Origin of the sequence: Pelagerythrobacter marensis, assembly GCF_036700095.1 — a bacterium.
Taxonomy (GTDB): Bacteria; Pseudomonadota; Alphaproteobacteria; order Sphingomonadales; family Sphingomonadaceae; genus Pelagerythrobacter; species Pelagerythrobacter marensis_A.
This window is the reverse complement of sequence record NZ_CP144918.1, coordinates 797,953-819,393: the sequence shown is the minus strand read 5'-3', so window position 1 is coordinate 819,393 and position 21,441 is coordinate 797,953. Positions and strand designations below refer to the sequence as shown.

Genomic DNA, 21,441 nt, shown 5'->3' with positions numbered 1-21,441 from the left:
TCATCCTGCCGGTCAGGCCGTGGCAGGGCCGGGGGCGACAAGGCCCAGGATGGTTCGGGCGATTTCGCGTTCGCCCATGATCACATGGTCCACTCCTAACCCTTCCAGATAAGTCACTTCGTCGTCCGAATGGGCGCGGGCGAAAATCACGATATCGGGGTTCACCCGTCGGGCATGCTCGGCGATCGCGCCGCCTTCGAACCCTTCGGGAGTGGCGATGATCAGCTTGGCCGCGTGGCGCACGCCCGCTTCCTCCAGGACATGCGGACTTGTCGCATTGCCGATCACGACTTCGCGACCGGCTTCTTCCGCCTGACGCGCGAAGTCGATCTGTTCCTCGATGACCACTATCGTCCGGCCGCGACGGGCTGCCCCTTCCGCAATCAGGCGTCCGACCCGCCCGTGCCCGACCAGGATCACGTGTTCGCGCCACTCGTCCTGGCAGCTTCGCTCGCTTTCCCCAGGGTCCGCTTCTTCGGGCGCGGGCACCGCTGCCAATCGGCCGGCAACCAGCGCGAAGATTACCGGATTTACAAGAATCGAGAAGATCGCGCCGGCCAGGATGAGATCCCGCCCCTCCGGCGGGAGGACGCCGACCTCGGTTCCCAGACCGGCCAGAATGAAGGAGAATTCGCCGATCTGCGCGAGGCTCGCCGCGACGGTCAGGGCCGACCCGTTGTCGTGCCCGAACGCCCGCACGATCGCATATGCCGCCAGCGACTTTCCGACCACGATGATCAGCACCGTCGCGATCAGGGGACCGGGCTGCTGCAGCACCACGGCAGGATCGAAGAGCATCCCGACAGAAACGAAGAACAGCACGGCGAAGGCATCGCGCAGAGGCAGTGTTTCCTCCGCCGCGCGGCGGCTCAATTGCGTTTCGCCGAGGATCATCCCGGCAAAGAACGCACCGAGCGCGAACGAAACGTCGAAGATATATGCCGCTCCCAGCGCGACCCCCAAGGCGATCGAAAGAACCGCCAGACGGAACAGCTCGCGCGAACCGGTATGCGCCGTCCAGTGCAGGGCCGCAGGGATGACCCGGCGCGCAACGATCAGCATGAAGGCGACAAATCCGCCGACCTTCAACAGAGTCGTGCCCAGGATCGTCGGCAGCCCGCTACCGTCCGCTGTGCCCGCCAGCATTCCGGCGATGGCGGGCAGCAGAACCAGGGCGAGGATCATCGCGAGGTCTTCCACGATCAGCCAGCCGACCGCGATCCGGCCGCGGTCGGTCTCGACCAGGTTGCGCGCCTCGAGCGCGCGCAACAGCACCACCGTGCTTGCAACGGACAGCGCCAGGCCGAAAACAAGGCCGGCGGCGATCGACCAGCCGAGATAAGTCGCGAGGCCGAGGCCGAGGCCCGTGGCAACCGCGATCTGCAGCACCGCGCCCGGCAGCGCGATGTGCTTGACCGACAGCAGGTCGCGGAACGAAAAGTGCAGGCCGACCCCGAACATCAGCAGCATCACGCCGATCTCCGCGAGTTCGTTGGCCAGAGCCGTGTCGGCAACGAAGCCCGGCGTGAACGGCCCGACGAGGACTCCGGCGAAGAGGTAACCTGCAACCGGCGAGATGCGCAGCTTCTGCGCCAGCGCCCCCATCAGGAAGGCGGCGACGAAACCGGCGACGATGGTTCCGATCAACGGGGTATGATGCGGCATGCCGTTTCTCCGTGGTCCGCGCATAGTTTGGGCATGCGCGGGCGCGGGTCAACTCGCGTTGCCGCCGATGCCGGGTGCCCTCAGTCGGCCGGACCGGCCTCTTCCGCCAGCGCCCGGAGCACGCTGTCCCACCGAACGAGCTTGAAGTTCTGCGCGGCAGGGGCGTTCACGCCGTCCTGCGCCACGAACAGACCCGCGGGGAACTCCGGCCCGAAATCGCCGAGCGCGAGATCGATCCCGTCGGTTTCCTCGGCGCCGCCGAGCGCACCGGCGGCGATGCGGAATCGGCCGACCGGCTCCATGCCGGGAAGGCGGTATACCGCAAAGGCGTTGTCACCCTGGCTCGACGCGACCAGCAGCCCGCCATCGGCCCCCTCGGGCGCAATCGCCAGGCCTTCGACATCGGCCACCAGCATCGCGTTATCGATCGAAGCCACCAGCTCGCCCGGCGTGCCGTCCATGCGGAAGCGCCAGATGCCGGCCATCTCTTCGCCCACGTAGAGCGTGCCGTCGCGCGGATCGACGACGCATCCTTCGGGCTGGGTCGCAAGCTTGTGCCGGAACACCGTCTCCACGCTCGGTCGGCCGGCGTTCCAGCGCAGCGCCTGCCCGTGGAGCGAACCGTCCTTGACCGGCGAATAGAGCATTGCATCGGCGCCGCCGCGCCCCGGCCCCATGCAGAAGCCATAGCCTTCGCCCGGGCCGACATCGATCGTCGCGACCCGCGCCAGCGTGCCGCTGGCCGTATCGAGCGTGAACAATGCCACTTTGGCATTGGCCGGATCGGTCCGCTCGCTCGCGCCGACGATCACCGTCCCGTCGGGCAGTTCGACCAGGTCGACATTGTTGAGCCGGCCGCCGGCGAGGAAGTGCCGCACCTTGCCGTCCAGGTCGTATACGTAGAGGCCGGCCTTCTTGTCGGTCGCGACGATCAGGCTCGCCGCAGGATCGGCTGCATTGCGCCAGATCGCCGGATCGTCGGCAGCATCGGCGTTGGCGGTGCCGACCGGCTCGGTCTCGGCCGTGGCCGCGACCGGGACCGCCGGATCGCCCACGATCGGCGTTGTCGCGCACCCTGCGGTCAGCAGCGCAACGAGCGAGAGGGAGATTGCCGCGCCCCGCATCAGAAGTTCACTCGCGCGCCGAGTTTCATCGTCCAGCCATATTCCTCGAACTGGTAGAGGTTCTTGCGCGCGCCCAGGGTGTTGTAAGCGAAATATTTCGCGTTGTTGATGTTCACCCATTCGTAGAAGACCTGAACATTGTCGTTGACGCGGTATTTCGCGCTCAGATCGAGCTGGAAGTGGTCGTCGACCAGCCGGTCTTCCGTCGCGTCGTCGCCTAGCTCGTCGAGGTACTTGTCGCGATAGGTGCCGGCAAGCCGCAGGCTGACCGGGCCCTTCTCGTAACCGAGCGCGATGTTCGCGGTGTGCTTCGAGGTTGCCGGCAGCATGATCCCGCGCAAGTCGTCAGGATCGCCATCGATGGGGACGCGGCCCGTCGCGTCGGTATATGTGTAGTTGGCCTGCACCAGCAGGCCGTCGAGCGGCGACGGCAACATGTCGAGCTTCTGCGAAATCGAGAACTCGGCGCCGAAGACCTCGGCGCTCTCGCCGTTGATCGGAATTTCCGCCTGGTCGAAGGCAATGCCCCGGTATTCGCCGTCCTCGCGCACGGTATCGACGATGAAATTCTTGATATCCTTGTAGAAGACCGCTGCCGAAACGGCCCCGTTGCCCGAGAAGTAATATTCGGCCGAGGCGTCGAAATTCCACGCTTCGTAAGGGAGCAGGTCGGGATTGCCGAACGCGCCCTCGCGCTCGCCCTCGTCGTTTTCCTCCACCACGAAGCGCGGCGGCAGCTTCGACAGCTTCGGCCGCACCAGGCTGCGATAGGCCGCCGCGCGCAGGACGAGGTCGGTCTGCGGCTCGAAGCGGACGGTGAGGCTGGGCAGCCAGTGGTCGTAATCGCGTTCGGAAGCCACCGGCGTCACCAGCACGGTATCCTCCTCGGCCTCGCCCCCGCCCGGAAGCTGGCCGCCTTCTTCCACCAGGAGGACATTGTTGCCGACGATGTCGTTCTTCGTGCGCTCGTACCGCACGCCGCCGATCACGCGCAGCGTCGCACTGTCCCAACGGCCGAGCAGGTAGCCGGCGAGGACATCTTCGGAGATCGAATAGTCTTCAACAGCGGAATCGAATTGCGAATCGGCCTCCACGAGCGCGAACTGGTCGAAGTTGTCGTGGAAGAACTGCGTGGGCCGCGTGTAATCGGCGACGGGCGAGATATCGGTCAGACGATAGGTCTGCCCTTTGCCCAGGACATCGGCCAGCGTGTAACCGTCAAGTTCGTAGAACTCGACGTCCTTGTTGTAACGCTTGTCCCGCCAGCGGCCTTTCAGGCCGCCCTGCACCGTGAACGTGCCGCTGTCGGTGATGATGTTGCGCGCAAGATCCAGCCTGGCGGCCCATTCCTCGTCCTGCGAAGCGGAAAGCCGCGTATATTCGACATCGTTGAGCGGGTATTCCGACGCGTCGGTAAACGCGTCGACATTGCCGGACACCTGATAAAGGGGCACGCGGGGATCGGAATAGTCGAACGTGGTGATCAGTCCGTCGCCGTCGAAGTCGCGCTCGAACTGCGTGGTGTCGAGCGATCCGCGCTCGATCTCGCTCGATTTCGCGTAGCTGGCGGAGTATTTCGCGACCCAGCCGCCCGTATCGGTTTCGCCGCCGATCGCAACGGAGCGAATACGCTGGCGTTCGAAGCGATCCTTGATGTCGCGTTCAACGGTATATTCCTCCTCGCCGTCGTCGAATGTCGCGGTCATGCCGTCGATCACCGGCGGGCTGTCCTCTTCGAAATCGCCGAGGTCGAATGTCGTCCGGCGGCGGTATTCCTGATCGTCGAACTGGCTCCACACGCCGCGCGCATAAAGCTTGGTGGTATCCGATGCGCGAACATCGAAGTTGAGCGTCGCGCTGATGCGCTCCCGCTCCACGTCGTAGTCGCGATACTGCACTTCCTGCGCGAAAATGCCGTCGTCCGCCTCCACCCAGCCATCGGCCTCGACATTGTCGGTCTCGAACTTGCGCTTGTAGTAGGACACACCGCCCGAGACGCCGAAATTGTCGCTGATCCTGGCTGCGAAATCGATGCTGCCCTTGGGTGAGACGTGATCGGCGTAATCGTTGTAGCTGCCTTCGACCTTGGCGGTCAGAAGGTCCTTCCTGCGGTCGAAGGCGCTGGTGGTCTCGATCTCGATCGAGGCGCCGATCGTGTCCGCGTCCATGTCGGGCGTCAGCGACTTCTTGATCTCGATCGATTCGATGATGTCGCTGGAGATTACGTCGAGGGCGACCGAGCGTACGTCGGATTCGGGGGCGGGCAGGCGCACGCCGTTGAGCGAGGTTGCGTTGAGTTCCGGGTCGAGGCCGCGGACCGAGACGAAGCGGCCTTCGCCCTGGTCGTTCAACACATTGACGCCGGGCAGGCGGCGCAGCGATTCGGCGACGTTCTGGTCGGGGAACTGGCCGATCGCATCGCGAGTCAGCACGTCGCTGACCCCATCGTTGCCACGCTTGCGCGACAGGGCGCTGGCGAGATTGGCGCTCTGGCCGACGACGAGGATCTCGCGCGAACTGTCGCCGCCGAGGAGGATATCGGCGCGCACGAACCGGTCGGCCGGCACGCTGACGGCCTGGCGGACGGTCGGGGCGCCGACATAGGTGACTTCCAGCGTATATTCGCCGGCCGGCACGTCGGCGAAGAGGAAGCTGCCGTCGCGCTGGGTGGTGGCCACCCGGTCGAGTTCGACGATGCGAACTTGCGCAGCCTGGAGCGCGATCGTTTCGCTGGCGTCGAGCACCGTGCCGACGATGTCGCCGGCGATGGCCGGCGTCGCGAAAGTCGCCGCCAGCGCAATGCCGGCGGATGAAACGAGACAGCGCTTGCGGATGTTCATTGAAACTTGCCCTCCAGAACCGATCTGGACGGGCGGCTAGTCGCGCACTGTTACCGGTGAATGGCGATCGCGTGACAGAAAGAAGACTGTGCGCCGGATTCCACCGGTGCCGGCGTGATCGCCCCTCCCGGAACCATACGAAAAGGGCGACCCTTGGGGCCGCCCTTCGCGATTCGTCCGGTATTCGAACCGAAGCGGTTTAACGCTTCGAGAACTGGAAGCTGCGGCGAGCCTTGGCCCGGCCATACTTCTTGCGTTCGACCACGCGGCTGTCGCGGGTGAGGAAACCGGCGGCCTTGACCGTGGAGCGCAGCGCCGGCTCGTATTTCGCGAGCGCTTGCGAAATGCCATGCTTGACCGCACCGGCCTGACCCGAAAGCCCGCCGCCCTTGACGGTGGCGATCACATCGAACTGCCCCACGCGATCGGTGATCGCAAACGGCTGGTTGATGATCAGGCGCAGCGTCGGGCGCGCAAAATAGGTTTCCTGATCCTTGCCGTTGACGGTGATCGTGCCCTTGCCCGGCTTGATCCAGACGCGGGCGACGGCGTCCTTGCGGCGCCCGGTGGCATAGGCGCGACCGTGCTGGTCCAGCTCCTGCTCGCGCAGCGGCGCGGTGCTTTCCGCGATCGTCGCGGCGTCGCCTTCGGGCGCGTCGCCGGCGATGTCCTTGAGGTCCGACAGATCGGACACGGTGTTCTTCTCGTCAGCCATTATGCGGACACCTTGTTCTTGCGGTTCATCGAGGCGACGTCGAGCACTTCGGGCTTCTGCCCGTCATGGGGATGCTCGGTGCCGGCATAGAGGTGCAGCGCCTTCATCTGCTGGCGGCCCAGCGGCCCGCGCGGAATCATCCGCTCGACCGCCTTTTCCAGAACGCGCTCGGGGAAACGGCCTTCGAGCACTTTGGCCGGGGTCGTTTCCTTGATCCCGCCAACGTACCCGGTGTGCTTGTAATAGACCTTGTCGCCCAGCTTGTTGCCGGTGAAACGCACCTTGTCGGCGTTGATCACGATCACGTGATCGCCGCAATCGACATGCGGGGTGTAGCTCGGCTTGTGCTTGCCGCGCAGGATATTGGCGATGATCGAGGCGAGGCGGCCGACGACCAGCCCCTCGGCGTCGATCAGATGCCATTTCTTCTCGACCTCGGCCGGCTTGATCGACCGGGTGCTCTTGTGGAGCGCCTTCATGGCTTGAATTCCTTCGAAATGTTGCTCGCCGCGAATCTGCCGGGGCAGCCGCGAGAGCGGCGCATTTGTCGCCTCACCCTTCCGAAGTCAAGCAAATCCGCGCCTTTTGGTAGAGGTAAAATAATACCTTGGCGTCAATCGAGAGGTTCGAGCCGCCAGGTTTCGAGCGAGATCCGCTCGCTCTCTCCCACCCGGGTCACGATCCGGCGGCGCGCCGTGGCGAGCCGTTTACCCGTGCCGTCCAGCGTCCCTTCGAAGCGGACCTGCACCGCGCCTTCGCCGCCGCCGGGCAAAGGCAGTTCGCGCCGTTCCTCGCGCGAAGCGGCCGGGAAGAACAGATCGGGCGGCCAGCGGCTCGCCATCGCCGCCCCCGCCTGCTGCACGGCCGCAACATATTGCAGGGCCTCGTCCCGGCGCGCATCGTCGCGGTCGGCGACGAACGCCCGGACAGCTTCCCCCAGGCCCGGAATTGCCGGGAGGCTGCCCGAGGCGTTGCCCACGATCCGGCCCGCAGCGTCGAGCAGGATCGGAAAATCGCCCCCCTGCGGCTTGTTGCGTTCCACCTCCGCCAGTCGCGCCAGGCGGGGCGGCGTTTCGACCGCAACGGCGATCTGTTCGCCCTCGACCCGGTATCCGCCCGCATGCGGCACGAAACGGACGCGCCAGCTGCGCGAGACCACGATCGCCTGACCATCCCCCAGGCGGCGTTCCAGAACGCGGGTCAGCTTCATCGGTTCTGCCGGGGCGACGAAAGCGGCCGGCGCGCGCTCTGTATCCCGGGCGGCTAGCGATGCAGGCCCTGCGGCTGCGAACAGCGCGAGTGCGGCAAGAATCCACCGCGTCGAACCTGCTGCCTTCATGGCCCGTCGCCCTCCGGCATATCGGTCCCGAGAGCGGCGAGCCAGGCTGCGGTGGCCGCGCCCGCCGCCTCGCAGCGCCAGCCGAGCACGGCCGGCTCGTCATACGGATGCAGCGCTTCGAGCCGCGCCACCGCGCGATCCAGCACGCGCGCATGGGTCTTGAGCAGCAGGCCGCATTCGCGCGATTCCTCCACCGTGCCGTTCCATGCGAACACGGACCGCATCGGGCCGATCGCGTTCCCGCACGCCGCCAGATCCTCTTCCACCAGCTGGCGGGCGAGCGCCATGGCGGTGCGCTCGTCGGGGCAAGGACACCAGACGAGCGCGCTCAACGCCGCCTCCCGACGATGTGAAGGCCCCAGGCAGTGGCCACGACCAGCAGGGCGCCGACGAACTGGTGCGCGGTCGCGACCCACAGCGAAACGCCCGTCCACACGGTCGCAATGCCGAGCACGATCTGGGTGCCGAACGCGGCATGGATCGCGACCGAGGCGCGTCGTTCGAACGGGCGCACCTTGCGCGCAAGCACGATCAGCGCGGCAACGGCGACCCAGGCCCACCAGCGATGGAGGAAATGGATCAGAAAGGGATCGTGGGTCAGCGCCCACCAGAACCCGCGCGACATGTCGAATTCCGGCACCAGGCGCCCCTGCATCAGCGGCCAGGTATCGGATGCGTGGCCGGCGTCGAGACCGGCCACCCAGGCGCCGAGGAGGAGCTGGACGAACACGATCGAGCCGACCAGCCAGGCCAGCCGGCCAAAACGCGGCGCGCGCGCATCCGGTATCCGGGCCAGCCGGCCGAAATCGAGCGCGGTCCAGACCACTGCCCCCAGGGTCAACAACGCGGTGAGCAGGTGGATCGAAAGCCAGAAATGGCTGACGTCGGTCACTTCCTCCGACAGGCCCGAACGGACCATGAACCAGCCGAACGCCCCCTGAAGCCCGCCCAGCGCGAGCAAGGCGACAAGCCGTGGCTTGTACCCGGACGGGATCGCCCCGCGGATCCAGAACCACGCCAGCGGCAGCGCGAATGCAAGGCCGATGATGCGTCCGATCAGGCGATGCGCCCATTCCCAGAAGTAGATGAACTTGTAATCGGCCAGCGTCATCCCGGCGGGCCCGGTGATATGACGGTACTCGCCGATCTGCTGGTAAGCCTCGAACTCGGCCTGCCATTGCGCTTCGTTCAGTGGCGAGATCGCGCCGGTAACCGGCTTCCACTCGGTGATCGACAGCCCCGATTCGGTCAGGCGGGTGATCCCGCCGACCACCACGATCGCAACGATCAGCCAGGCGACGAACCATAGCCAGCGCGCCAGCGCAGCCGGGCGGGCGGTGTCGGGCGATGTTGCGGATGCAACCGGGTCGGGACTTTCGGGAACGGCCATGGGTGCGCCTGATGCGACGGCGACCGCCGAATCTCAAGACCTTCCGACCGAAGGCCGCAGCGCCGGCCCAATTTGCTCTTGCGCAATGTTACACCGTCACATACATGACGTTCGTCCATGGATGCGCAAAAAACCCCGATTCGTGCGAAGCTCGATCGCGCCGGCATCATGCTGTCGGGGCTGTGCGTCGTTCATTGCATCGCGTCCATCGCGATCGTTTCGGCCCTCGGGATCGGCGCCGAGTTCCTGCTCGCCCCTGCATTCCACCGGGTCGGCCTCGCCATCGCGCTGGTGATCGCCGCCGTGGCGATCGGCTGGGGCGCACTGACCCATCGCCGCCCGGTCCCGTTCGTGACCGCGATGATGGGCCTGACGTTCATGGGCGGAGCGCTGGCGATGCCCCATGGCGCGGGGGAGGCCGTTCTGACCGTGATCGGCGTGGCGCTCGTCGCGCTCGGGCACCTGCTGAACTTGCGCCGCGCGGATTGAGCGCTATCTCGCCGGGCATGGCCGCCATGCTCACTCTCACCGTCAACGGCGAAACCCGCCGCACTTCCGCCCCCACGATCGCCGCTCTCGTGCGCGAACTCGATCTTGCGCCGGAAAAGGTCGCGGTCGAGCGCAATGGCGAGATCGTGCCCCGCTCGACACTGGACGAGGCGCCGCTCGCCGATGGCGATACGCTGGAAATCGTTCATTTCGTCGGCGGCGGCCAGGCGGCATCGGATGACAGCTGGACGGTCGCCGGCCGCACGTTTCGCTCGCGGCTGATCGTCGGGACCGGCAAATACAAGGATTTCCAGCAGAACGCCGCCGCGCTCGAAGCCTCTGGCGCGGAGATCGTCACCGTCGCCGTCCGCCGGGTCAACGTGAGCGACCCCAAGGCGCCGATGCTGACCGATTTCATCGACCCCAAAAAGATCACCTACCTGCCCAACACCGCCGGGTGCTTCACCGCCGACGAAGCGATCCGCACGCTGCGGCTGGCGCGCGAGGCCGGCGGATGGGACCTCGTGAAGCTGGAGGTTCTGGGTGAGGCGCGAACCCTCTATCCCGATATGCGCGAGACCCTGAAAGCCACCGAGGTCCTCGCGAAGGAGGGGTTTCTGCCGATGGTCTATTGCGTCGACGATCCGATCGCGGCCAAGCAGCTCGAAGACGCCGGGGCGGTCGCGGTCATGCCTCTGGGCGCGCCGATCGGGTCGGGTCTGGGCATTCAGAACCGGGTGACGATCCGTCTCATCGTCGAAGGCGCCAGCGTGCCGGTGCTGGTCGACGCGGGCGTGGGCACGGCAAGCGACGCGGCCGTCGCGATGGAACTCGGCTGCGACGGGGTGCTGATGAACACCGCGATCGCCGAGGCGAAAGATCCGCTCCGCATGGCCCGTGCGATGAAGCTGGCGGTCGAGGCGGGGCGGGACGCCTATCTCGCCGGACGCATGGCGACCCGCAAATACGCCGATCCGTCGAGCCCGCTCGCCGGTTTGATCTGAGGGTCGTTTTCGTTGAGACGGCGCGGAGCCCAAGGCTAACCCCAATTTAACCAAGTCCGGCGATGGTGGGCGGTGCAACAGGGAACCGCACTATGCCCAAGGCCGCCACTGCATCGCTCACTATCGCCGAAATGCGCGAGTTCGCGAGCTTCACGCCTGCCGAGCAGCGCTATATCCGCCGCAGCCTCGATATCGGGCTGGGCCGCCAGGACGCGTTCAAGCGCTGGGCGCGCGATGCCGGCGAAAGCGCTGCGATCCGCAGCCAGTACGTCGCCTATCAGGAACTGAAGGTCCTGCGCGCCACGATCCCCGTGGAAAGCGGGCTGGACGGGATCGAAGACTTCATCGGCAAGCTCACCCGTGTGGCCGCTTTCGATCTGGCGCAGGAACGGATCGAGTGCTTTTCCGCCTTTCGCTTCCTCTATGAACGACTGATCGGCCCCGAGGCCCGCCCTTGGCTGCCGAGCGCGTTCTGCGCCGCCGGCGCGCTGCCGCAGATCAAGCCGGGCCGGCGCAAGATCCTGCTCCAGTCGCTCAGCGAAGCCGCCGCCACCGCCCCCGCCTGGTCCGACCGCGCACCGGCCTTCTACCCCGAATATATCGAGCGCGAGGCGGCCTGAAACCTGTCGCCCGGCGCGACACCTTCGGGCATAGTGCGCCCGGCCATGATTGCCGCTGCCCTTCTTTCCGCCCTGGCGATGATCGCCATCGTCGCCCTGCGCTATCTCGCGACGAGCGGGCTGTTCGCATGGGCGACGACACGCCTGCGCCCGGGGCTCTACGACTCGCTCGGCCCGCAGATCCGGCGGGAGATCGGCTGGTCGCTGCTGTCGGCCGCGATCTACGGCCTGCCTGCCGGGATCGTCGCCTGGGGCTGGCAGGCGCACGGGTGGACGCTGATCTATGCCGACCCGCTGGCCTATCCCCTGTGGGTCATGCCGCTTTCGCTGTTCGCCTGTCTCCTCGCGCACGATACCTGGTTTTACTGGACGCACCGCTGGATGCACCGGCCGCGCCTCTTTCGGCTCGCCCATGCGGTCCACCATGCCAGCCGCCCGCCGACGGCCTGGGCCGCGATGAGTTTTCACCCGCTGGAGGCGGTAACGGGAGCGGTGGTGATCCCCGCACTCGTCTTCCTTATCCCGATCCATGTGGCCGTGCTGGGCATCGTGCTCGCGATCATGACCGTGATGGGCGTGACCAATCACATGGGCTGGGAAATGTTTCCGCGCGCGCTCCTGCGCTCGCGCGTGGGCGACTGGCTGATCACCGCCAGCCACCACCAGCGCCATCACGAGCGCTATGCCTGCAACTACGGCCTCTATTTCCGCTTCTGGGATCGCCTTTGCGGCACCGATCGGGGCCTGTCCGACCGCTTCGCGCGTTGAGCGGGCCGGCCGCTATCGCCGCCCGGCGAACCTTGCCCACAGCCCCCGGCCGCCCTTGGCCGGCGCAGGTCCCGATTTCATCACCCGCCGGCGGAACAGGCGCGCCCCGAAGCGAACGAAAACCACGACCGCCAGCACTTGCCAGGCCAGGGCGAGGGCGTGGGGCCACAGCGCCGGTTCCTGCGCCGCGCGCGCGACCATCGCGTATGGCGAGCTGAGCGGAAAGATCACCGCGAACAGTTCCACCGGCGAGCCGACGTCGGTCATCGCGAAGCTGGCGAGGAAGAACACCAGGAGCTGCAGGATCGTTGCCGGCATCGACATCGTCTGAACGTCGCGCACCGTCGGCGCCATCGATCCGATCGTGAGGAAGATCGAGCCGATCAGGAGATAGGCCATCGCGAAATAGACGAGAAATAGCGCGGCGAACGCCGGCCAGCCCACGGCGGGCGGAGAGAAATCGTCGAGCACCCCGGTCGCCACGACGATCGCCCCCGCGGCACTTCCCCAGATCGCGATCCCGACGAAGCTGACCGCCAGCATGGCGAAGAGCTTGCCGAAGAAAACCGCGTCCATCGGGATCGCCGCGGCGAGGATCTCGATGATCTTGTTGCCCTTCTCCTCCACCAGGTTCGACATGACCATGCCTGCCAGCAGCATCGTCAGCAGGAACAGCAGCGTCAGCCCGGCCGTGGCGGTCGCGGCATTGGCGCTGCGCTTGCTGGCGACCGTGGCGGCGGTCGGGGCCAGCGCAACCGACGGATAGTCCGCCGCCGAGGCGCCGCTCGCTTCTGCCGCCACCAGCGCCACGCGCCCGCGCCAGTCCTCTATCCGCTCCTCGGTTCCGATCAGCCGCGGCGCCGCGAGCGTTCCATCGAGAACGGCGCCGAAATTGCGTCCGTCGTCGGCCAGCAGACTGTCCGCATCGGTCGCTTCGGCGGGATCGACCACCTCGATCTCGGGCAGGCGGACCAGTTCGGCCAGGCGCCCATGAGCCGCCGCAAAGGCGCGTCCTTCCGCGGCCGAGAGCGCCACCGCCAGCCGCGGGTTCTGCGCGCTGTCGACCGCCTGGGCGCTGAGCGCGCCCGCCGCGCCGCTGATGCCGATAAAGAACAGCGGCCCGACCAGGAAGAACAGGAAGGCCTTCGAAAACAGGATCGCGGTGAAATCGCGCCGGGCGATCACCCATGCCGCGCGCCAGAGCGGCAGCCGCGAACGCCGGCCGGGCAAGGGGCCGGTCACGATGCCCCTCCCGCCGCGCTCTCTTCCTCCAGCGCGCGTGCCGCCGCCTCGCCCGCGATATGGACGAAGGCATCGTGCAGCCCGGCACGCTCGATCGATAGCGAAAGTATGCCGGCCTCCCCTTCGATCAGCGCGCGCAGCAGCGGTTCGATACCCGTTTCGGGGAGGGAGAAATACCAGAAATCGCCTTCGCGCCGCGCGTCGGCCGGCAAGGCTTCGCGCCAGCGCCCTTCGTGCGCGCGGGTTTCGAGGCGGACGCGCGCCGGAATGCGGTCGCGCGCGGCGTCGACCGAGCCGGCATAGGGCACCCTGCCCCCGGCAATGATCGCCACGCCTTCGCACAGGCGCTCCGCATGGGCGATGACATGGGTCGAGAAGATCACCGTGGTGCCGCGCTCCGCCAGCCCGCGGATCAGCACTTCCAGCTTGCCCTGGTTGATCGCGTCGAGGCCGGAGAACGGCTCGTCCAGGATGACCAGGCGCGGATCGTGCACCAGCGTGCCGAGCAACTGCACGGTCTGCGCCATGCCTTTCGAAAGCTGGCGGATCTGCTTGTCCGCCGCATGGCCGAGCCCGTGATCTTCCAGCAGGACACGCCCCCGCTCGCGCGCGTCCGACAGCGCCATGCCGCGCAGAGCGCCCATGAAGGCGATCGCATCGCAGGCCTTCATCGCCGGGTAGAGGCCGCGCTCCTCGGGCAGATAGCCGACCAGGCCGGCGATATCGTGCGGATCGTCGTGCCCGAACAGCCGGCGCACCCCCCGGTCCGGGTCGATAATGCCCAGCAGCATCCGCAACGTGGTCGTCTTGCCCGCGCCATTGGGGCCCAGCACGCCGTAGATCGCCCCTTCGGGCACGGCGAGGTCGACCCCGTCGACGGCCGTGGTGTCCCCGAACCGCTTGACCAGGCCGTGCGCCTCGATTGCAAGCGGCGCACCGGACGCGGTATCGTTGCCCGCGCGGGGCGGATCGCTTAGCGCAGTTTCCATATCCGCGCGGTAGCCGCTGCGCATTGCAGGGAGCAACCCGTTAGCGTGTCCGAAGCCCGCGAAAATGCCGCACTGCGCGAGGACCTGCTCGCCGAGGCGCGGCGGCTGGGTTTCGTCGCGGTCGGGATTGCCCCTGCGGCCGACGATCCCGAACGCGCCCGGCGCCTGCGCGAATGGATCGCGGCCGGATACCACGGCACGATGGGCTGGATGGAAGACCGCGCCGAGGTGCGTCAGGGCCCGCAGGCGATGTGGCCCGAGGCGAAGAGCGTGATCGCGCTGGGCATGAGCTATGCCCCCGATCGCGATCCCCTGGCGCTGGAGGGCGATCGGGAGCGCGCGCGCATATCGGTCTATGCCCAGGGCCGCGACTATCACGACACGGTCAAGAAAGCGGCGAAGGCGCTCGCGCGGTGGCTCGTCGCGCGCGCGCCGGAGGCCCGGCTCAAGGTTTTCGTCGACACGGCGCCGGTGATGGAAAAACCGCTGGGCGAGGCGGCGGGAATCGGGTGGCAGGGCAAGCACACCAACCTCGTCAGCCGCGAACACGGGTCGTGGCTGTTCCTCGCCGCGATCTACACCACGCTCGATCTCGAACCGGCGACGCCGCACCGCGACAACTGCGGATCGTGCCGTGCGTGTCAGGACGCCTGCCCGACAGACGCCTTTCCCGAACCCTATCGGATCGATGCCCGGCGCTGCATTTCCTACCTCACGATCGAGCACAAGGGACCGATCCCGCACGAATTCCGCAAGGCGATCGGCAATCGCATCTACGGCTGCGACGATTGCCTGGCCGTGTGCCCGTGGAACAAGTTCGCCGACGCGGCGGCGCGCAACCGTGCGTTCCTGCCGCGCGCCGAACTGGTGGCTCCCCGGCTCGACGCGCTGCTCACGCTCGACGATGCGGCCTTTCGGAAGCTCTTTTCCGGCTCGCCGATCAAGCGCATCGGACGCGACCGCTTCGTCCGCAACTGCCTGATCGCCGCGGGCAACAGCGGCAATCCGGCGCTGACCGGCCCGGTCCGCGCGCTGGTGGACGATCCCGATCCGGCGGTCGCCGAAGCGGCCCGATGGGCCATGCGCGAGCTTACACCAGCGCCTTGAGCGAAATCTCCGGGTCGGCCAGCGCCTCGCGCTCGGGCTTCGACCCGGCCTCGACCAGCTTGCGGCCCTGGGCATAATCCTTGGTCGCGTTGACGCAATCGAGCGCGATCACCCGACCTTCGCTGAGATAGACGACCGAAAACCTGCGCGCTGCCGGGTCGCCGCGCAGGACCGTCTCGTCGTGATCGAGCGACAGACCGACGGTTTGCAGGCGAAGATCGTACTGGTTCGACCAGAACCACGGCACCGCCTGGTAAGGACGGGGATCGCCGCAGATCGATTTTGCCGCGACATTCGCCATGTCGGTGGCGTTCTGCACCGATTCGAGACGGATCACCGCGCCGCCGGCGTAGGGATTGGCATGTGCCGCGCAGTCGCCGATCGCATAGACGTCGTCGAGCGAGGTGCGGCAGAACTCGTCGACATCGACTCCGTTGGCGCCCGCCGCGCCCGCCGCGATCAGGGGGCCGACCGAAGGCACGATGCCGATCCCGACGACGACCAGATCGGCCGGCACGATCTCGCCCCCTGCGAGCGCCACGCCGGTAACCCTGTCGTCCCCTTCGATCCGCTCGACTGCGGCTTCCAACCGGATATCGACGCCCTGCCGGCGATGTTCGGCTTCGTAGAACCGCGACAGCTCCTCCCCCGCAACCCGCGCGAGCACGCGGGGGAGCGCTTCGAGCAGAGCAACCTCGCACCCCAGCTTGCGCAGCACCGCCGCAGCCTCCAGCCCGATATAACCGCCGCCGATCACCACCGCGCGGCGTGCCCCGCCTTTGAGCTCGGCGATCATCCGGTCGACGTCGGCTCGGTTGCGCACCGAATGCACGCCGGGCAGATCGGCCCCCGGGCAGGGGAGACGCCGCGGATCGCCGCCCGCGCCCCATATCAGCTGGCCGTAGCGGACCCGGCTCTCGTCCGAGAGCACGAGTTCGTGAGCGTGCGGGTCGACCTCGACCACCGAGGTCCGCAACCGGAGCGTCACGTCCTTGTCGGCCCAGAACTGCGGCGGGCGGATATATATCCGCTCGAACGGCTTCTCCCCGGCCAGATACTCCTTCGACAGAGGCGGCCGCTCGTACGGCGGTTCGCTGTCGCGCCCGATCATGGCGATCGAGCCGGCAAATCCGTTCTGGCGCAGGGCAATGGCGGCCTGTGCCCCGCCATGCCCTGTGCCGACGATCACGATGTCGGCGCTATCCATGTCGCGGGGGTTTGGGCAAATCGGCAGCCGGGTCAAGCCCGCCCGGCAACGAACCCTATCGCCCGAGCAGATTCCGCGCCTGGCTGGCAATCTGCGCGAGCATCGCCGGCGCGACCGGCGATTGCGCCTGCGCGCGCCCGATCATGGCGCGAAACTGGCGAATGGCCGTGCCGTTCTCTTCCGCCCAGCTGCTGACCGCGCCGACCGGATCACTTTTCGCATCCTTGCGCCGCGACAACCGCCGAAGGAAGTCGAGCCGCATCTGCTGAAAATCGCGCGCCAGGCCGGCAACGAGCAGGCGTTCCCACACGTCGGACGGGTCCATCAGCGCAGCGGTTCCCTGGGCCCAGTCGAGCCCGAGCCGCGCGCCCAGGTCGGTAAAGGCGCCGGTAAGCGCGCGCGGGCCGATTTCCGCGTCGCGCGCGAGCCGGGCCAGGCCGACCGCGCCATCCATGTCGAACAAGTGCGCGACGTCGGCGGCGAGGTCGGCAGGCGCTCCCTTCTCGGCGAAGGCGGCGCGCATCTTTTCCGATTGCTGACGCGATTCGGCCGCGAGCAGCCCCTCGGTTCCGGCGGCGAGTTCTGCGATACCTTTGGCCAGTTCCTCGACGATCTGCGACGGGCCGACGCGTCCGACGCCCGCCCGCAGCAGGTCGGCCATCTGGCTGCGCATCGCGGTCGCGACACGGTCGAACAGCATGATGCGCGCGGTTTCCACCATCGCGGTCCGGTCGAGGCGGTCCCACAAGTCCTCGATACCGAACAGCTTTTCCGCCGCGACGAACGCCGCCGCGACCTGCGCCAGCTCCACCCCCTCCTCTTCGGCAAGCTCGAACGGATTGACCAGCCCGAGACGGTTCACGATCCGGTTCGCCAGGCTCGTCGCGATGATCTCGCGGCGCAGCCGGTGCTCGAGGATCTGCGTCTTGAACTTGCCGCGCATCGGGGCGGGGAAATACTCGAACAGATCGGCTTCGAGCGCGGGATCGTCGGGCAACGCCGCCTGCTCGATGGCATCCTGCAACACCAGCTTGGTCGAGGACAGCAGCACCGCGAGCTCGGGTCTGGTCAGGCCCGCGCCGTCGCTGGCCCGGCGGGCCAGGGCTTCGCCATCGGCAAGGCCTTCAGTGCGGCGATCAAGATAGCCGCGATCCTCGAGCGTTTCGATCAGGCGCAGTTGCGAGGCGGTCGCCTTGGCCCCGCCCAGTTCGGCGATCGACAGGGCCAGCGCCTGCAGGCGATTGTCTTCGAGCACCAGTTCGGCGACCTCGTCGGTCATTTCCACCAGCAGCGCATTGCGCCGCGGCTCCGAAAGGCGCCCCGCCCGCCGCGCGCCGGCCAGCGCGATCTTGATATTGACCTCGTTGTCCGAGCAGTCGACCCCGGCGGAGTTGTCGATGAAATCGGTGTTGATCCTTCCGCCGCGCAGCGCGAATTCGATCCGCCCGGCCTGGGTAACCCCGAGGTTGGCACCCTCGCCGATCACTTTCGCGCGCAGATCGGCCGCATCGACGCGCAGGGAATCGTTCGCCGGATCGCCCACCTGAACGTTGTTTTCCGCCCGGCTCTTCACGTAAGTGCCGATGCCGCCGAACCAGATCAGATCCACTTCGGCCCGCAGGATGGCCGAAATCAGCGCTTCGGGCTCCATCTCTTTCGCGTCGGTGCCCAGCATCTTGCGCATGGCGGCCGACAGCGGAATGCGCTTCATCGTTCGCGGCCAGACGCCGCCGCCCTTCGAAATCAGGGCCTTGTCGTAATCCTCCCAGCTCGATGCCGGCAGGTCGAACAGTCGCTTGCGCTCTTTCCAGCTCGCCGCGGGATCGGGGTCGGGATCGATGAAGATATGCCGATGGTCGAAAGCCGCGACCAGCTTGATCGCTTTCGACAGCAACATGCCATTGCCGAACACGTCGCCCGACATGTCGCCGCAACCGGCCACGCGCACCGGATCGCGCTGCACGTCGACGCCCAGTTCGAGGAAGTGCCGCTGGACCGAGACCCACGCCCCGCGCGCGGTGATTCCCATCGCCTTGTGATCGTATCCGTTCGAGCCGCCGCTGGCGAAAGCGTCGCCGAGCCAGAAGTCGCGCTTGTCCGCAATGGCGTTGGCAACGTCGGAAAAACGCGCCGTGCCCTTGTCGGCCGCGACCACGAAATAGGGGTCTTCCCCGTCGCGGATCACCACCCGCGGGGGATGGACGACCTTGTCGCCTTCCAGGTTGTCGGTCACCGACAGCAGGGTGCGGATGAATATCTCGTAGCTCGCCTGCCCTTCGGCCGCCCAGGCGGCGCGGTCCCTTTCGGGGGCCGGAAGCTGCTTGGGATAGAACCCGCCCTTGGCCCCGGTGGGCACGATGACCGCGTTCTTGACCCGCTGCGCCTTCATCAGGCCGAGGATCTCGGTGCGGAAGTCGTCACGCCGGTCGGACCAGCGCAGCCCCCCGCGCGCGACGGGGCCGGCGCGCAAGTGAATGCCTTCCACCCGCCGCGAATAGACGAAGATTTCCCGCCAGGGAATCGGCCGGGGCAAGTTGGGCACGAGCTGCGAATCGATCTTGAACGCCAGCGCCTCCTGCCCCGCGGGAGCAAAGGCGTTGGTCCGCAGGATGGCGCCGATCACCGCGTGATAGAGCCGCAGGAGGCGATCGTCGTTGATCGCCGCAACCCCGGCGAGCCCCTGCTTGATCGCATCCTCGCATTCGCGGGTCGCGGCTTCGCGGTCGCCGGCGAAATCGGGATCGTTGCGTGCTGCGAACAGGCGCACCAGGGCACGCGTCACATCCGGCGCGCGGTCGAGCGCGTCGACCACGGTGTAGATCGTGAAGCTCACCCCCGCCTGCCGCAAATAGCGATAGAAGGCGCGCAGCCAGTTGGCCTCGTCGGCGCTCAGCGCCGCGCCGATCACCAGGCGGTTGAACGGATCGTCCTCCGCCGATCCGTTGAGCACTGCCGCGATCGCTTCCTCGATCGCGTCGGCACGCTCGAGCAGCGCCGCCAGGGTATCCGTTTCGGGCAGGGCAAGGGTGAAGTCGTGGATCGTGCCCAGGCGCCCTTCGTCCAGCGGCGTGGGGATTTCCGCGAGCACCCGGAAGCCGAAATTTTCCAGCGCCGGCACCGCGTCCGACAACGGCAGTGCCCCTTCGTGCTCGTAGATCTTGAGCCGCAGTTCGGCTTCGGGATCGCCGTCGAGCGCATAGAGGCGCGCGTCGCGTTGCAGCGGCGCACCGCTGGGCGCTTCGGACTCGAGAGCCGAGAGATGGCGCATCCGGGCGATATCCAGCGCAGCCTCGGCCGCGCCGTAATCCGCCCGATAGGCGGCCGGAAACGCTTCGGCGAAACGGGTCGCGATCGCGGCGGCGCGGCCGGCCTCCATCTGCTCGGCCAGTTCGCTCTCGACCGCTTCGGCCCAGCCGCGCAGCATTTTCTGCAGGCGCGCCTCCAGCTCGGCTTCCGGCGTCGAGACCTGCCCGCCGCGCAAGTCGAGCACGAAGCGCAACATGGCCAGATTGCCGCCTTCAACCTGCAGGCTCCAGTCGAGCATCGTGGCCCCGGCGCCTTCTTCCAGCAGGTCCTCGATCCGGTGGCGAACCTGGGTCGAAAGCATGTCGCGCGGCATCCACACGAATGCGAACAGGTGCCGGGCCAGCGGCGCCTCGACCAGAGCAAGCCGGGGGCGCGGGCGATCGACCAGGCTCATCATCGCGGTCGCGACCCGCTCGATATCCTCTGCGGAAAAACCGATCACGAGATCGTGCGGCAGCGCGGTGAGCGCGTGAACGAGCGCCTTTCCGGCATGGCCGCCGGCATCGAATTCGAACTTCTCCATAAGGCCGGAAACCTGCGCGCGCAGGCGTGGCACTTGTGCAGGAGACGCGGCCAGCGCCGCGCTGGTCCACACGCCGGCATGGATCGACAGGGCGACGACTTCGCCGTCCTCGCGGATCGGCGTGATGAACAGGTCGAGCGGAACGCGGCGGTGCACGTTGGAAAGGCGGTTGGCCTTGATAATCAACAGTTCGCGCCCTTCGTCCGCCGCGCCGAACCACTCGAACGCGCGATCGTAGGACGCGTCGGCGAGGATCTGCCTCGCGCTCTTGCGGCAGATGCCGAGCAGGCCCGAGTGGCTTCCGTCGCGATGGCGCCGCAAGTGGCCGAGCTGGGTCAGCATTCCGCTTTCCAGCCAGCGGAGCAGCTCCGCCCCTTCGACATCCTCGATTCGGGCGGCGTCGGCGCGCATCGCCTCGCGCATTTTCGGCCAGTCGGATACGGCGGCATGGACGTCGGCGAGCGTGGTCCGCAGCTCGCGCTCCAGCACGCGCCGCTGGCGCGCGTCGATCCGCACCGTCTCGACGTAGATCATCGATTCACGGCGCGTGTCGTCGCCGCGCTGCCCGGCAATCTCGCGCAATGCGCCGTCGTCGTCGCGGCGAACGTGAACCACGGGGTGGACCAGGCGATCGATCGCGAGGCCCTGGGCTGCGATCGTCGCCGCGACCGAATCGACCAGGAACGGCATGTCGTCGTTGACCAGCGCGATCCGCATGAAACGCCGCTCGTCGGTGGCGGAGGCGAGGGCGATCGACGCTTCGCCGCGCTCGCGCCGCGCTGCCGCTTCGAGCATGAAGGCGGCGGCCTCGCGCACCTTCTCCTTCGCGAACGGCGTATCGCCGGGCAGCAGCGAATCGCAAATCCGGTCGGTCAAAGTCCCGACGAGAGAGGAAAGGCCGGCCTGTCCGCGGCGGGACTTGCCCGAAGACGCAGCTGCACTCGAACTCATCGAAATCGCTCCATCGGGCGCTTGACGCCCGCCCAAAGACACCGCCGATGCGGCAATAATGTTGCGCGACTACGCCCAAGTCGTTCGCGCCGCAAGCCACGTTTCCGGCGCGCATTTCCCCTACGGCGAACAAGTCCTCCACAGCGCACGGCTGCACGCCGG

17 protein-coding genes are annotated in these 21,441 nt (G+C 67.2%); 5 read left to right on the top strand and 12 right to left on the bottom strand.

Features of this window, described 5'->3' with window-relative positions:
• Positions 1 to 12 precede the first annotated feature (12 nt).
• The 8 genes from ybaL to V5F89_RS03810 all read right to left on the bottom strand — a co-directional run bounded on the left by ybaL (position 13) and on the right by V5F89_RS03810 (position 9,073).
• Entirely contained in the window at positions 13 to 1,665 is a 1,653-nt protein-coding gene (gene ybaL / locus V5F89_RS03845) for a YbaL family putative K(+) efflux transporter (protein ID WP_338446936.1), read from the bottom strand.
• 80 nt (positions 1,666 to 1,745) lie between these two features.
• Entirely contained in the window at positions 1,746 to 2,789 is a 1,044-nt protein-coding gene (locus tag V5F89_RS03840; protein ID WP_338446935.1) for a phytase, read from the bottom strand.
• On the bottom strand, positions 2,789 to 5,629 hold the full coding sequence (locus V5F89_RS03835) for a TonB-dependent receptor (protein ID WP_338446934.1): 2,841 nt from the start codon (positions 5,627 to 5,629) through the stop codon (positions 2,789 to 2,791). Before V5F89_RS03835 ends, V5F89_RS03840 begins: the two co-directional genes overlap by 1 nt.
• Before the next feature lie 199 nt (positions 5,630 to 5,828).
• On the bottom strand, positions 5,829 to 6,344 hold the full coding sequence (gene rpsI, locus V5F89_RS03830; protein ID WP_338446933.1) for a 30S ribosomal protein S9: 516 nt from the start codon (positions 6,342 to 6,344) through the stop codon (positions 5,829 to 5,831).
• Positions 6,344 to 6,823 carry a 50S ribosomal protein L13 gene (gene rplM / locus V5F89_RS03825; RefSeq protein ID WP_338446932.1) on the bottom strand — a complete coding sequence of 160 codons (480 nt, stop codon included), beginning with the start codon at positions 6,821 to 6,823 and terminating at the stop codon, positions 6,344 to 6,346. Before rplM ends, rpsI begins: the two co-directional genes overlap by 1 nt.
• A gap of 134 nt (positions 6,824 to 6,957) precedes the next feature.
• Positions 6,958 to 7,554, bottom strand: a complete 597-nt coding sequence (locus V5F89_RS03820) for a hypothetical protein (protein WP_338446931.1) — start codon at positions 7,552 to 7,554, stop codon at positions 6,958 to 6,960.
• Between the two features lie 125 nt (positions 7,555 to 7,679).
• On the bottom strand, positions 7,680 to 8,015 hold the full coding sequence (cutA, locus tag V5F89_RS03815) for a divalent-cation tolerance protein CutA (RefSeq protein WP_338446930.1): 336 nt from the start codon (positions 8,013 to 8,015) through the stop codon (positions 7,680 to 7,682).
• On the bottom strand, positions 8,012 to 9,073 hold the full coding sequence (locus tag V5F89_RS03810) for a COX15/CtaA family protein (protein WP_338446929.1): 1,062 nt from the start codon (positions 9,071 to 9,073) through the stop codon (positions 8,012 to 8,014). Before V5F89_RS03810 ends, cutA begins: the two co-directional genes overlap by 4 nt.
• Before the next feature lie 117 nt (positions 9,074 to 9,190).
• On the opposite strand from V5F89_RS03810, the gene V5F89_RS03805 reads away from it, so the two are divergent.
• The 4 genes from V5F89_RS03805 to V5F89_RS03790 all read left to right on the top strand — a co-directional run bounded on the left by V5F89_RS03805 (position 9,191) and on the right by V5F89_RS03790 (position 11,954).
• Positions 9,191 to 9,562 carry a MerC domain-containing protein gene (locus V5F89_RS03805; RefSeq protein ID WP_338446928.1) on the top strand — a complete coding sequence of 124 codons (372 nt, stop codon included), beginning with the start codon at positions 9,191 to 9,193 and terminating at the stop codon, positions 9,560 to 9,562.
• Between the two features lie 17 nt (positions 9,563 to 9,579).
• Positions 9,580 to 10,566, top strand: coding sequence for a sulfur carrier protein ThiS (gene thiS, locus V5F89_RS03800; protein WP_338447507.1), 987 nt, complete (start codon positions 9,580 to 9,582; stop codon positions 10,564 to 10,566).
• A gap of 92 nt (positions 10,567 to 10,658) precedes the next feature.
• Positions 10,659 to 11,186: a hypothetical protein gene (locus tag V5F89_RS03795; protein ID WP_338446927.1), complete on the top strand. Its 528-nt coding sequence runs from the start codon at positions 10,659 to 10,661 to the stop codon at positions 11,184 to 11,186.
• A gap of 45 nt (positions 11,187 to 11,231) precedes the next feature.
• A complete protein-coding gene (locus V5F89_RS03790) occupies positions 11,232 to 11,954 on the top strand; it encodes a sterol desaturase family protein (protein ID WP_338446926.1) in 723 nt (240 codons plus the stop codon).
• A 12-nt stretch (positions 11,955 to 11,966) separates the two neighbouring features.
• Here the strand turns inward: V5F89_RS03790 and V5F89_RS03785 are convergent, their stop codons facing one another.
• Complete coding sequence (locus V5F89_RS03785; protein WP_338446925.1) at positions 11,967 to 13,196, bottom strand: ABC transporter permease; 1,230 nt, start codon at positions 13,194 to 13,196, stop codon at positions 11,967 to 11,969.
• Positions 13,193 to 14,185: an ABC transporter ATP-binding protein gene (locus tag V5F89_RS03780; protein WP_338446924.1), complete on the bottom strand. Its 993-nt coding sequence runs from the start codon at positions 14,183 to 14,185 to the stop codon at positions 13,193 to 13,195. The genes V5F89_RS03785 and V5F89_RS03780 overlap by 4 nt, the downstream gene beginning before the upstream one ends.
• Before the next feature lie 45 nt (positions 14,186 to 14,230).
• Here V5F89_RS03780 and queG point away from each other — a divergent pair, with 45 nt between their 5' ends.
• Positions 14,231 to 15,292, top strand: coding sequence for a tRNA epoxyqueuosine(34) reductase QueG (gene queG / locus V5F89_RS03775; protein WP_338446923.1), 1,062 nt, complete (start codon positions 14,231 to 14,233; stop codon positions 15,290 to 15,292).
• Here the strand turns inward: queG and V5F89_RS03770 are convergent.
• The gene (locus tag V5F89_RS03770; RefSeq protein WP_338446922.1) at positions 15,276 to 16,499 is read right to left on the bottom strand and encodes an NAD(P)/FAD-dependent oxidoreductase; all 1,224 of its coding nucleotides are present in this window, start codon (positions 16,497 to 16,499) and stop codon (positions 15,276 to 15,278) included. The two genes, queG and V5F89_RS03770, sit on opposite strands and share 17 nt — an antisense overlap.
• Positions 16,500 to 16,554: 55 nt before the next feature.
• On the bottom strand, positions 16,555 to 21,279 hold the full coding sequence (locus V5F89_RS03765; RefSeq protein ID WP_338446921.1) for an NAD-glutamate dehydrogenase: 4,725 nt from the start codon (positions 21,277 to 21,279) through the stop codon (positions 16,555 to 16,557).
• Positions 21,280 to 21,441 lie beyond the last annotated feature (162 nt).

What these genes read in the sequence shown, in the direction of transcription:
- rpsI (WP_338446933.1), bottom strand. Translation starts at nt 6,344, where the DNA reads ATGGCTGACGAGAAGAACACCGTGTCCGATCTGTCGGACCTCAAGGAC.
- V5F89_RS03835 (WP_338446934.1), bottom strand. Translation starts at nt 5,629, where the DNA reads ATGAACATCCGCAAGCGCTGTCTCGTTTCATCCGCCGGCATTGCGCTG.
- V5F89_RS03810 (WP_338446929.1), bottom strand. Translation starts at nt 9,073, where the DNA reads ATGGCCGTTCCCGAAAGTCCCGACCCGGTTGCATCCGCAACATCGCCC.
- ybaL (WP_338446936.1), bottom strand. Translation starts at nt 1,665, where the DNA reads ATGCCGCATCATACCCCGTTGATCGGAACCATCGTCGCCGGTTTCGTC.
- V5F89_RS03765 (WP_338446921.1), bottom strand. Translation starts at nt 21,279, where the DNA reads ATGAGTTCGAGTGCAGCTGCGTCTTCGGGCAAGTCCCGCCGCGGACAG.
- V5F89_RS03820 (WP_338446931.1), bottom strand. Translation starts at nt 7,554, where the DNA reads ATGAAGCTGACCCGCGTTCTGGAACGCCGCCTGGGGGATGGTCAGGCG.
- V5F89_RS03790 (WP_338446926.1), top strand. Translation starts at nt 11,232, where the DNA reads ATGATTGCCGCTGCCCTTCTTTCCGCCCTGGCGATGATCGCCATCGTC.
- V5F89_RS03795 (WP_338446927.1), top strand. Translation starts at nt 10,659, where the DNA reads ATGCCCAAGGCCGCCACTGCATCGCTCACTATCGCCGAAATGCGCGAG.
- rplM (WP_338446932.1), bottom strand. Translation starts at nt 6,823, where the DNA reads ATGAAGGCGCTCCACAAGAGCACCCGGTCGATCAAGCCGGCCGAGGTC.
- V5F89_RS03780 (WP_338446924.1), bottom strand. Translation starts at nt 14,185, where the DNA reads ATGGAAACTGCGCTAAGCGATCCGCCCCGCGCGGGCAACGATACCGCG.
- V5F89_RS03805 (WP_338446928.1), top strand. Translation starts at nt 9,191, where the DNA reads ATGGATGCGCAAAAAACCCCGATTCGTGCGAAGCTCGATCGCGCCGGC.
- V5F89_RS03770 (WP_338446922.1), bottom strand. Translation starts at nt 16,499, where the DNA reads ATGGATAGCGCCGACATCGTGATCGTCGGCACAGGGCATGGCGGGGCA.
- thiS (WP_338447507.1), top strand. Translation starts at nt 9,580, where the DNA reads ATGGCCGCCATGCTCACTCTCACCGTCAACGGCGAAACCCGCCGCACT.
- V5F89_RS03840 (WP_338446935.1), bottom strand. Translation starts at nt 2,789, where the DNA reads ATGCGGGGCGCGGCAATCTCCCTCTCGCTCGTTGCGCTGCTGACCGCA.